At 72.2% G+C, this 11,500-nt stretch carries 9 protein-coding genes, 1 tRNA gene and 1 pseudogene; 10 read left to right on the forward strand and 1 reads right to left on the reverse strand.

Going from position 1 to position 11,500, the window contains the following annotated elements; translation table 11 throughout:
- The first annotated feature begins 128 nt into the window (after nucleotides 1-128).
- The 7 genes and pseudogenes from pfkA to K6U79_08985 all read left to right on the forward strand — a co-directional run bounded on the left by pfkA (nucleotide 129) and on the right by K6U79_08985 (nucleotide 9,459).
- The gene (gene pfkA, locus K6U79_08955; GenBank protein MCL6522482.1) at nucleotides 129-1,088 is read left to right on the forward strand and encodes a 6-phosphofructokinase; all 960 of its coding nucleotides are present in this window, start codon (nucleotides 129-131) and stop codon (nucleotides 1,086-1,088) included.
- Nucleotides 1,089-1,134: 46 nt separating this feature from the next.
- Entirely contained in the window at nucleotides 1,135-2,907 is a 1,773-nt protein-coding gene (gene pyk, locus K6U79_08960) for a pyruvate kinase (protein MCL6522483.1), read from the forward strand.
- A gap of 128 nt (nucleotides 2,908-3,035) precedes the next feature.
- On the forward strand, nucleotides 3,036-4,181 hold the full coding sequence (locus K6U79_08965) for a pyridoxal phosphate-dependent aminotransferase (protein ID MCL6522484.1): 1,146 nt from the start codon (nucleotides 3,036-3,038) through the stop codon (nucleotides 4,179-4,181).
- Between the two features lie 46 nt (nucleotides 4,182-4,227).
- Nucleotides 4,228-5,349: pseudogene (locus K6U79_08970) on the forward strand (Mrp/NBP35 family ATP-binding protein).
- 261 nt (nucleotides 5,350-5,610) lie between these two features.
- Entirely contained in the window at nucleotides 5,611-6,534 is a 924-nt protein-coding gene (locus K6U79_08975; GenBank protein ID MCL6522485.1) for an ABC transporter permease, read from the forward strand.
- Nucleotides 6,535-6,737: 203 nt separating this feature from the next.
- On the forward strand, nucleotides 6,738-8,471 hold the full coding sequence (locus K6U79_08980) for an ABC transporter substrate-binding protein (protein ID MCL6522486.1): 1,734 nt from the start codon (nucleotides 6,738-6,740) through the stop codon (nucleotides 8,469-8,471).
- Between the two features lie 70 nt (nucleotides 8,472-8,541).
- Nucleotides 8,542-9,459, forward strand: coding sequence for an ABC transporter permease (locus K6U79_08985; GenBank protein MCL6522487.1), 918 nt, complete (start codon nucleotides 8,542-8,544; stop codon nucleotides 9,457-9,459).
- 160 nt (nucleotides 9,460-9,619) lie between these two features.
- Here K6U79_08985 and K6U79_08990 read toward each other — a convergent pair.
- Nucleotides 9,620-9,706: transfer RNA gene (locus K6U79_08990), tRNA-Leu, on the reverse strand.
- A gap of 177 nt (nucleotides 9,707-9,883) precedes the next feature.
- Between K6U79_08990 and K6U79_08995 the strand changes: the two genes are divergently transcribed.
- From K6U79_08995 to K6U79_09005, 3 genes are all read left to right on the forward strand, one after another.
- Nucleotides 9,884-10,429, forward strand: coding sequence for a sigma-70 family RNA polymerase sigma factor (locus K6U79_08995; GenBank protein MCL6522488.1), 546 nt, complete (start codon nucleotides 9,884-9,886; stop codon nucleotides 10,427-10,429).
- Nucleotides 10,426-11,259, forward strand: a complete 834-nt coding sequence (locus tag K6U79_09000; GenBank protein MCL6522489.1) for a zf-HC2 domain-containing protein — start codon at nucleotides 10,426-10,428, stop codon at nucleotides 11,257-11,259. Before K6U79_08995 ends, K6U79_09000 begins: the two co-directional genes overlap by 4 nt.
- On the forward strand, nucleotides 11,256-11,500 hold a 245-nt coding region (locus K6U79_09005), incomplete at its 3' end, for a hypothetical protein (protein ID MCL6522490.1). The genes K6U79_09000 and K6U79_09005, both read left to right, overlap by 4 nt.

Raw genomic sequence — 11,500 nt, forward strand, 5'->3', positions numbered from 1 at the left:
GGGGGGCCATGGCGGCCCGTCGACATGGGAGATCCTCCTTCCCGAGGTGGAGATCGAGGAGGCGCAGGCCGCGCTGGCGGAGGTGCTGGCCTCGGCCTGGGGCGGCGAGGAGGACGGGGGGGCGTGAGTTGCGGAGAATCGCGGTCCTGACCAGCGGCGGCGACGCCCCGGGCATGAACGCGGCCATCCGCGCGGTGGTGCGCAAGGGCATCTACGAGGGGCTGGAGGTCTTCGGCATCGAACACGGCTACGCGGGGCTGATCCGCGGGGAGTTCCAGGCGATGGATCGCCGCTCGGTGGCCGACATCATCCACCGCGGGGGGACCGTCCTCTTCACCGCCCGCTCCGAGGCCTTCAAGAGCCCGGAGGGCCAGGCCGAAGCGGTGGCCCAGCTGCGCAGGCACCAGATCGACGGCCTGGTCGTCATCGGCGGCGACGGCTCCTTCCGCGGGGCCGCCGCCCTGGAGGAGCACGGCGTCCGGACCGTGGGCGTGCCCGGGACCATCGACAACGACCTGGCCGGCACCGATACCACCATCGGCTTCGACACGGCGGTCAACACCGCCATCCAGGCCATCGACCGCATCCGCGACACGGCCACGGCCCACGAGAGGACCTTCGTCGTCGAGGTGATGGGACGGAACTCGGGCTTCATCGCGCTGATGGCCGGCCTGGCGGACGGAGCCGAGTCCATCCTGGTGCCCGAGGAGCCTACCGACCTGGAGACGGTCTGCGAGCGGGTCCAGTCGGCCTATCGCTCGGGAAAGCGTCACAGCATCATCGTGGTGGCGGAAGGAGCCGCGCGCGGCTTCGAGGTGGCGCAGCGGATCCAGGAGCGGACGGGGCTGGATACGCGCGTCACGGTGCTGGGCCACATCCAGCGGGGTGGCGCGCCCACGGCCATGGACCGCCTCATCGCCTCGCAGCTGGGCGCCGCGGCCGTGGACGCCCTCCTGCAGGGCCGGCACGGCTGCATGGCGGGCCTGGTCCACGGCAGGGTGCGGCTGACGCCGTACGAGCAGGTGCTGGCGGCGAGCAAGGACGTGGACCGGGAGACTTATCGCCTCGCCGCCATCCTCGCCATCTGAGCGGAGCCCGCCCGCGGCGCGCGGGGCGGAGGCTGGGGGGAGACGCGTGCGCAGGAGCAAAGTGGTGGTGACCATCGGCCCGGCCAGCGAGAGCGAGGAGCGCCTGCGCCAGCTGGTGGAGGCCGGCATGGACGTGGCCCGCTTCAACCTCTCCCATGGCGGCGGCGAGGCGCTCCGGCAGCGGAGCGAGAGGGTTCGCCGCGCGGCCGAGGCCGCGGGCCGCCACGTCGGCCTCATGTTCGACACCCGCGGTCCGGAGGTGCGGCTGGGCCGCTTCCGCGAGGGCGCGGCGGAGCTGGTGCCGGGGCAGAGCTTCCTTCTGGTGCCCGAGCCCGTGGAAGGCGACCGCGAGCGGGCGAGCATCAGCTATCCCGGGCTGGGCCGCGACCTGGAGCCGGGGGCGACGCTCCTCCTGGACGACGGCAACCTGGTCCTGCGAGTCCGCCGCGTCCGGTCCGACGGGAGCATCGAGTGCGAGGTGGTGGTGGGCGGCCGCCTGCTCAGCGGCAAGAAGTGCCTGGCGCCGGGGACGCGCCTCTCGCTGCCGCCGCTCCTGCCGGAGGACGAGGCCGATCTGCGCCTGGGGCTGGAGCTGGAGGTCGACTTCGTGGCGGCCAGCTTCGTCCAGACCGCCGAAGACGTGCTGGCGGTGCGGCGCTTCCTGGAGGCGAACGCGCCCGCCGGGGCGCGGCTGCCGGAGATCGTCACCAAGGTGGAGACGCGCCACGCCGTCGACCACTTCGAGGAGATCCTGGAGGTTTCCGACGGGGTGATGGTGGCCAGGGGCGACCTGGGCCTGGAGATGGCCACCGAGGAGGTACCCTTCGCCCAGAAGCGCATCATCGCGCTGGCCAACCGGGCGGGCAAGCCGGTGATCACGGCCACTCAGATGCTGGAGTCCATGGTGGTCCACGCCTCGCCCACCCGAGCCGAGGCGGCCGACGTGGCCAACGCGGTCCTGGACGGGAGCGACGCGGTCATGCTCAGCGCCGAGAGCGCCACGGGCGCCCACCCGGTGGAGGCGGTGCGGATGATGGCGCGCATCGCCGAGCGGGCCGACGCCGAGCTGGTGGCCCGGCGCCGGCGCGAGAGCCCGTCGGCCTTTTTGCCCGCCACGGTCACCGAGGCCATCAGCCTGGCCTCGGTGACGACGGCGACGGCCCTGGAGGCCGCCGCCATCATCACGCCCACCCAGTCGGGCCGGACGGCCCGCGTGGTAGCCGCGCAGCGGCCGGCGGCGCCCGTCCTGGCGGTGACGCCGGAACCGGCGACGGCGCGGCGGCTCTCGCTGGTCTGGGGTGTGGAGCCGCTCATCCTTCCGGCGCAGCCCTCCAGCGACGTGATGGTGGAGCGCGCGGTGGGGGCGGCGCTGGAGGCGGGGTACATCGCCAACGGCGACCTGGTGGTGATCACCGCCGGCTTCCCGGTGGGCGTCTCGGGCACCACCAACACGCTGAAGGTGCACACCGTGGCCGTCGTCGTGGGGCGCGGCCAGGGCATCGGCCACGAGGCCGCCAGCGGCCCTGCCTGCCTCGCCGCCGACGCGACCGAGGCGGCCGCGCGCTTCCGTGACGGCGACGTGCTGGTGGTGCCGCGCGTCGACGGGGCGCTGGCCGCACTGGCCGCACGCGCCGCAGCCCTGGTGGTGACGGAGGGCGGGCTCAGCTCGCCCAGCGCCATCGTCGCCCTCAACGCGGGGAAGCCCGCCATCGTCGGCTTCCAACCCGGAGACGGAGTGGAGCCGCTGCGGCCGGGGGAGACGGTGACGGTCGACCCCGTCCACGGGTTGCTCTACCGGGGCAGGGTCCATAGAATCTGAACAAGTTTCCAGCGCCGTCCCGGGCGGGCCTCCGCGGCGCGCCCGCCAGCCTCCCAACCCTCTCCCGGAAGGAGCGATCCCGCTTGCGTCTGGCGGAGCGGACGGAAGGGCTGACCGCCTCGCCCACCATGGCCGTCGACACCAAGGCCAAGGCCTTGTCCCGCCGGGGCGTGGACGTGGTCAGCTTCAGCGTCGGCGAACCCGACTTCGACACCCCCGACATCGTGAAGGAAGCGGCGCTCGAGGCGATGCGCCGCGGCCGGACCAAGTACACCGCCGTGCAGGGACTCCCCGAGCTGCGCGAGGCGGTCTCGGAGGAGCTCGAGCGGACGCTGGGCCTCCGCTACCCGCCCGAGCGCATCGTCGTCTCCAACGGCGCCAAGCAGAGCATCTTCAACGCGCTCTTCGCCCTGGTGGGCCCGGGGGACGAGGTGATCCTGCCGGCCCCCTACTGGGTCTCCTACCCCGAGCAGATCCGCCTGGCCGGGGCTACGCCTGTCATCGTCCCCACCGATCCCGCGCGGGGCTTTCACCTCGACCTGGAGGCGATGGAGGCGGCCGTCTCGCCGCGCACCCGCCTCATCCTCCTGAACAGCCCCTCCAACCCGGCGGGGACCGTGCTGGAGCGGTCGGAGCTGGAGGCGGTGGCGGAACTGGCGCTCCGTCACGACCTCTGGATCCTCTCCGACGAGATCTACCGCCACCTGGTCTTCGGCGTCCGGCACGTCAGCATCGCCCAGCTCGGCGAGGAGGTACGGGCGCGGACGGTGCTGGTGGACGGCGTCTCCAAAGCCTACGCCATGACCGGCTGGCGGATCGGCTGGGCGGCCAGCGAGAGCGCGGAGCTGGTAGAGGCCATGACCGCCGTCCAGTCGCACCTCACCTCCGCCCCGTCCACCATCTCCCAGTGGGCCTCCGTGGTCGCCCTGCGCCAGGCGGCGGGGGCGACGGAGGCGATGGCGGCCGAGTTCGATCGCCGCCGCCGGTGGATGGTCGAGCAGCTCCGCCACCTGCCCGGCTTCGAGCTGCCCGTCGAACCGCGGGGCGCATTCTACGTCTTCCCTTCCATCCGCGGCCTGATCGGCAGGCGGGTGGCCGGCCAGGAGGTGCGGGACGGCGACCACCTGGCCGAGCTTCTCCTGGAGAACGCCCACGTGGCGCTGGTACCCGGCTCGGGTTTCGGCCTGCCCGAGTACGTCCGCCTCAGCTACGCCACCTCGCTGGAGCGCATGGAAGAAGGCTTCCGCCGACTGGCCGCCGCCCTCGGTGTATGATCGGAGGCAGACGGGTTCCAGGGGAGGACCGTGGCTGGTTGGGGGTGTCGAGGTGGCGACCAGAGAAGAGGTCGTGAAGGCGCTCGGCGGTGTGGTCGACCCGGAGCTGGGTCGCAGCATCACCGATCTCGATATGGTCCGCGAGGTGCGCGTCGAAGGCGGCCAGGTGACCGTGGAGGTGGCCCTGACGGTGGCGGGCTGCCCGCTGGAGAGCCGCATCGAAGAGGACGTGCGGCAGCGGGTGGGCGCCCTCCCCGGCGTGGAGAGGGTGGAGGTGCGGCTCTCGGTCATGGAGCAGGCGGAGCGCGACCGTCTGGCACAGCGCCTCCGCGGCCAGGAGCCCGGCCACACCTCCAGCGTCACCCGGCCCGGATCGCGCACCGTGGTCATCGGGGTGGCCAGCGGAAAGGGCGGCGTGGGCAAGTCGACGGTGACGGCCAACCTGGCCATCGCCCTGCGCAAGCGGGGCAAGCGGGTGGGCCTGCTGGACGCCGACATCTACGGCTTCTCCATCCCGCGCATCCTCGGCGTTACCACGCGTCCGGTGGCCATCGGCAACGCCATCGCGCCGGTGGAGGCCTTCGGGATGCAGGTCATGTCCATGGGCTTCTTCGTCGAGGAGGACGCCGCGGTCATCTGGCGCGGTCCCATGCTGGCCGGAGCCCTGGATCAGTTCCTCAACGACGTCCTCTGGGCGGAGCTCGACTACCTGGTGGTCGACCTGCCGCCGGGAACGGGCGACGTCCCCATGAGCCTCGCCCAGCGCCTGCCCAACTCCAAGATCCTGCTGGTGACCACCCCCCAGGAAGCCTCCGTCCACGTCGCCTCGCGCGCGGCCTTCATGGCCATGAAGATGAACCAGGAGATGCTGGGCGTCGTCGAGAACATGGCCTTTCTCGTCTGCCCGCACTGCGGGGAGCGGATCGACGTCTTCGGCTCGGGCGGCGCCGACGCCCTGGCGACCGCGCTGGAAGTGCCCCTTCTGGCGCGCATCCCGCTGGCGCCGGAGATCCGGCAGGGGGGCGACGAGGGCCTGCCGGTGGCGGCGCGGGAGGACGGCTCGCCGCTGGCCCGCGCCTTCGACGAGCTGGCGGCGGGCGTGCTCGCCCGGACGGCCGAGGCGAAGCCGGCCCGGCGGCAGATCGTGGGGCCGCGCATCGGCTTCTGAACAGGCTTCAGGGGGCGAAGGGGCCGGCTCCGGCGGCGGCCGGGGGCCGGCCCCGCCGTCTGCCGGCCGGCGCATGGCACCGCTGCCAATGTGGGCCTCCGGTGCGGAAGCAGAAGGGATTGGGATGGGACGGGCGTAATCTGTTTCGTCTGTGGTACCGGCTGGGCCGGCCCACCCGCGGGCGCGCCCGGAGCCCGGCGCGGGTGGCCTGCCTCCTCGGCCGCAGCGACCTTGCCAAGCGGTCTTCGCGGGAGGGAAGACGTGTCCGCTCTACCGAACGTATCTGAGCAGCAACCGGCGACGGAGCTGCCTCCCGGCCTCTCGCCCTGGCGACTTTTCCTCCGGCGATTCTTTCGCAACGGGCCCGCGGTCTTCGGGCTGGTGCTGGTGGTGGCGCTCTCCGTGGTGGCCGTCTTCGCCCCGCAGATTGCGCCGCTCAACCCGTATGCCACCTACCCGGACGGCACGACCCCCCAGGGCCTGCCGCTGGCTCCCACCTGGAACTGGGCGCATTTCTTCCTCGGGACGGATCCGAGCGGGCGGGACGTGCTCAGCCAGCTGATCTGGGGCGCCCGGGTCTCCATGGAGGTCGGTTTCATGGCGACGCTCATCGCCGTCGCCATCGGCCTCGTCATCGGCCTGGTGGCGGGCTACGCCGGCGGACTGGTCGACAACGTGCTGATGCGCGTCACCGACATCGTCCTGGCCTTCCCCTTCCTGCTCTTCGTCATCCTCCTCCGCTCGGTCGTCTCCAACCCGACGGTGGCCACCGTCTACACGGTCATCGGCGTGCTGGGCTGGGCGCCGACGGCGCGGATCACGCGCGGGCAGGTGCTGGCGGCCAAGAACCAGGAGTACGTGGAGGCGGCGCGCGCGCTGGGGGCGGGGACGGGCCGGCTGCTCTGGCGCCACCTGCTGCCCAACGTGCTGGGGACGGTCATCGTCTACGGCACGCTCCAGGTGGCCCAGAACATCCTGACGGAGTCGGCGCTCTCCTTCCTCAGCATCGGCGTGCCGGACCCGACGGTCAGCTGGGGCAAGATGATCACCCTGGGCCTCAACTTCTATCAGACGGCGCCCTGGCTGATCATCTGGCCGGGACTGGCGCTGGCACTGGCCAGCCTCGGTTTCAACCTGCTGGGCGACGGTTTGAGCGACGCCTTTAACCCGCGGGCCGAGGAGTGAGGCGGCCCGCGACGGCCGGCCGGAAGGGCCGGCTGCGGGCGCTCCGGGCCCATCGGCTGCGGGAGAGGGGAGGTGGCGGGTGAGCAGGAGCGGGCCGGCTCACCCTGGGCGAAGCGGGCCTGGAGACCCGCGGAGGGCTCCTGCCGGCCGCCGGCCAAGGCGGACCGGGTTGCAAATCGGGAAACGAAGGAGGTCAGACTCCGGTGCGAAACAGGCTACGCTGGGCGACGACGCTCTCGACCGCACTGCTCGCCCTCTCGCTGGTCCTGTCCAGCTGCGGCGGGCAGCCGGCCGCCAAGACAGGCGGCAACACCGGGACCAGCACCACGACCACCTCGCAACAGCCGCAGGGCGGCCAGACCATCACCACCGCCTTCACCAGCAACATCGAGACGCTGGACCCGGCCAAGTGGACGGACATGACCTCCATGTACGCCATGGAGATGGTCTACGACACCCTGGTCACCTATGACCCGAGCCAGACCACGACGCCGAAGATTGTGCCCAACGTGGCCACCTGGGACGTGACGCCGGACGGCCTCAAGTACACCTTCCACATCAAGCCGGGGATCAAGTTCTCCAACGGCGATTCGCTGGACGCCTACGCGGTCAAGTACAGCCTCGACCGCGTCACCTCCAAGGACCCCATCGGCGCCGGTGCCGCCCCCTACGGCTTCGCCTACTCGGCCATCCAGGGATACAAGGAGTGGAACGCCTCGGGCCAGAAGGCGTCGCCGGACGGTAAGGGCGGGCTGCCGGGCGTCAAGGTGATCGACCCGCAGACCGTGGAGATCGATCTCTCCACGCCGCAGGCGTTCTTCCTCAACACGCTGGCGCTGATGTCGGCGGCCATCGTCGACCCGAAGGTGGCGGAGCAGTACGGCAAGGACTTCTCCGCCCACGCGGTCGGCTCGGGCCCGTTCATGCTCCAATCCTGGCAGCCGGGCGTGCAGATGACGCTGGTTCCCAACCCCAACTACTGGAACCAGGCCAACAAGCCGAAGATCGCGAAGCTGGTCCTGAAGGAGAACGTCTCGGACAACCTCCAGCTTCTCCAGTTCCGGCAGGGTGACCTGGACTTCATCGGCGGGCCTCTGACCACCGCCCAGTACGCCCAGGTCCTGAGCGATCCCAAGCTGAAGAGCGACTACTACAAGGTCGGCGGGAACATCATCTACTACTTGGCCTTCAACACGACCAAGCCGCCCTTCAACAACCCGCTGGTCCGCCAGGCGGTCAACTACGCCATCGACAAGCAGCAGATCATCCAGAACATCACCAACGGGCGCGGCCAGGTGGCCAGCCAGCCGCTGCCGCCGGGCATCCCGGGCTACGACCCGTCGATCCAGCCGTATCCGTACGACCCGGCCAAGGCCAAGCAGCTCCTGCAGCAGGCGGGCGTCCAGCTGCCGCTGAAGGTGACCATGATCTACCCCAGCAACACGCAGGACCATATCCGGACGGCGCAGATGGTGCAGCAGCAGCTGCAGCAGGTGGGTATCGACGTCACCCTGCAGGGCTTCAGCCAGGTGGGCAGCTACTGGCCGTACGAGGACGATCCGACCAAGCCCTGGAACATCGCCTGGACCGACTGGTTCCAGGACTATCCGGACGCGCAGGACTTCCTGTACAACCTGCTCTCCAAGGATGCCTTCAACTCGACCAACGTGGGCAACTGGACGGATCCCACCTTCGAGCAGCTGGTGACCAAGGCCGACTCGCTGCCGGCCAGCCAGCAGGACCAGCGCGTCCAGCTCTACCAGCAGGCGGAGAAGATCGCGCACGACCAGGCGGCGTGGGTCTTCCTCTACTACGGCTGGTACGATGCGCTCATCCAGCCCTGGCTGAAGCCTGATCCCCATGATCCGGCCAGCCTGGGCGTCTACCTGCACCCGGTCTCGACACCGCGCTTCAACCTGATGTCCGTGCAGAAGTAGCGACGATCCGGGGGGATCCGGCCCGGCACCGGGCCGGATCCCCGCCGGTGCCGGCGGCGGAGGCGATCACGTGCTCCAGTACATCCTGAGGCGGCTCGTCTGGACGGTGGTGACCATCGCGGTCATCATCGCGGTCACCTTCCTCATCACCTACGCCATCCCCTCGGATCCGGCCCGGGTCATCGCCGGCCCCCACGCCACGCCGGAGACGCTGGCCTCCATCCGGGCGGCGCTGGGCCTGAACAAGCCGCTCCTGCTCCGCCTGGTCCTCTACTTCGGGCAGGTGCTGCAGGGCGACCTGGGCTACGACTGGGTGATGCAGCAGCCGGTGCTGACCATGATCCTCCAGTCGCTGCCGCCCACCGTCTACCTGGCGCTGGCTGCGGTGGTCTGCGAGCTCCTCATCGCCATCCCGATCGGCGTGGTGGCGGCGGTGCGGCGCAACAGCTGGATCGACCAGGTGACCCGGACGGCCAGCCTGGTCGGGGTGGCGCTGCCGGTCTACTGGGTGGGCTCGCTGCTCCTGCTCTATCTGGGGTATTACGCCGGCCTCTTCCCGCTGGGCGGCTACTCCGCGGCGGGGGTGGTCCTGCCCGCGCTCTCGGTGGGCGTGACGGGCGCGGCCGTCTACGTGCGCATCCTCCGTTCCAGCATGCTGGAGGTGATGCGGCTGGACTACGTGCGCACCGCGCGCGCCAAGGGTCTCGCCGAGCGCGCCGTCATCTGGCGGCACATCTTCCGCAACGCGCTCATCCCCGTGGTCACCTACCTGGGCATGGACCTGGGCTACCTGCTGGGCGGGCTGGTGGTGACGGAGTACGTCTTCAACTGGCCGGGCCTCGGCCTCCTGCTCAACCACGCCATCGGCAACGTAGACGGCGCCCTGATCATGGGGCTGACCATGTTCAGCGCCTCGGCCATCGTGGTGATGAACCTGGTGGTGGACATCGTCTACGCCTTCCTGGATCCCCGCATCTCCTACGCCTGATGTCGCCGGCGATCCCGGGGGTGGGCCGCGCGGCGGCGCCTCCGGCGCCGGGCCGGCGGATCTTTTCCGGCGGGCGCCCCGTCCAAAGGAAGCGAAGCCGGCCTTCCGACCGGGGCGACGGCGCCCGGGTCGCGAGTCTGTCCGAAGGCGGGGGGAAGGATGGTGCCGGAGGTGGGACTCGAACCCACACGCCCTGTCGGGCTCCCGATTTTGAGTCGGGCTCGTCTGCCGATTCCGACACTCCGGCGACGGCATGCAACGGTACGATAACATAGCGCCGGAGAGCGATCAACGAGCGCGCCCGCCGCGGCGGCGGGGGCGGCCCGGCCCGCCGGGGCGCCGGCCCCGGCGGCGCGCCCTGGAGGAAGGGACCCTGGACGACGCTCGCGAGCAGGCGCTTCTGGAGCGCGCCCGGGCGGGGGGCGTGGCCGCCTTCGAGGAGCTGATCCGGCCCGAGTTGGGCCGGGCCTACGCCACGGCCGCGCGCCTGGCGGGAAGGCAGGAGGCCGAGGACCTGGTCCAGGAGGCCGCCCTGCGCGCCTTCCGCTCGCTGGGCGGCTTCCGCGGCGGCTGCCGCTTCGGCACCTGGCTCTACCGCATCGTCGTCCACCTCTGTGCCGACCACGCGCGGCGGCAGGGACGGCGGGCGGGGCTCGTGGAACCGCTGGAGGCGGAGACCGCGGAGCCCCGGCCGCGCGGCACGGCCGGCGACCCCGAGGCGGAGCTGCTGGCGGCCGAGCGCCACCGCCTGGTGGAGGCGGCGCTGGCCTCGCTGCCGCCCGGCTACCGGCTGGTGGTCCTCCTGCGTGACGTGGAGGGCCTCTCTTACGAGGAAGTGGCGGAGCTGGCCGGCCTGCCGCTCGGCACGGTCAAGTCGCGCGTCTTCCGCGCCCGGCGCCTGCTGCGCCAGCGGCTGGCCGGCGCGGGCCTCCTGCCCTCCGTCCCGCGCGGAAGGGGGGTGGCGGAATGAACTGCGCGCAGTCGCGGGCGCTCTTGCCCTACCTGATCGACGGGGAGCTGCCCGAGCCGGAGCGGCTCGACCTGCGCGCGCACCTGACCGCCTGCCCCGCCTGCCGTCGCGAGGTGGAGGAGCTGGAGGCGGTGGGACGGCTGCTGGCCGAGCTGCCGCCTCCGGAGCCGCCACCCGGCCTGGAGGAGCGCCTCCACCTGCGCCTGGCCGCGGCGGCGGCCGGCGGCGGGCCCGGCCCGGAGGCGGGAGCCGTGCGGGACCTTCGGCCCGCGCGGCGTCCGCTGCTCCTCCTGGCCGGAGCCGCCGCCCTGGCCCTGGCCCTGGCGCTGGCCCTCCACCCCGGGCGCGCTGTCCATGCGCCCGTCGCCTCCCGGGCGTCGACCGCCTCCACCGCGCCGACGGCCGGCGGCGTCGCGGCGCCCGGTTCCGCCGCGGGATCCGGCTCCGCTTCGCAGGCGCCGGCAGCGGCGGCCGCGGCGCTCTTCGACCTGCGCGCGGCCGACCCCGCGGAGGCGGCGCGGGAGGCGGAGGCGCGCCTGGCCGGGCTGGGCCCGGTCGCGCGCGCAGAGGTGCTGCCCGGCAGCCAGGCCCTCAGCGTCCGCGTGGAGTACGCGCGGCCTGTGCGGGCCGAGGCCGTGCGCGACGCGCTGGGGCCGCTGGGTGCGGTCGCCGCCGGGACGGCGGAGGCCGCTGCGGGGCGGGCGGCCTCCGGCGAGAGGGCCGCGCCCCAGCTCTTCGCCTTGCCCTCCCCGACGGCCGCCCCGGCGGACGTGCTGAGCGTGGTCGTCCGCGTCCAGGCGGCCAGCTCCGGGGCGGAAGGCGCGCCCTGAGGCGGCCCCGCCGAGGCAGGCCCCGGGGGTGCGTCGGGCGTGACGGCGAGAGGGGAGCAGAGAGCGTGGACGAGGGGGAAAGGAGGAGAGCGGGGACGGCCGAGCAAGCGCCCACCATCGCCCTCCTGGACGGCCACAGCCTGGCCCACCGGGCCTTCTACGCCCTGCCGCCGCTGAGCACCAGCAGCGGGCAGCCGACCCATGCCGTCACCGGCTTTCTCAACATGCTCCTGCGCCTGGA

Source organism: Bacillota bacterium (genome assembly GCA_023511835.1).
Taxonomy (GTDB): domain Bacteria; phylum Bacillota; class Sulfobacillia; order JAIMAT01; family JAIMAT01; genus JAIMAT01.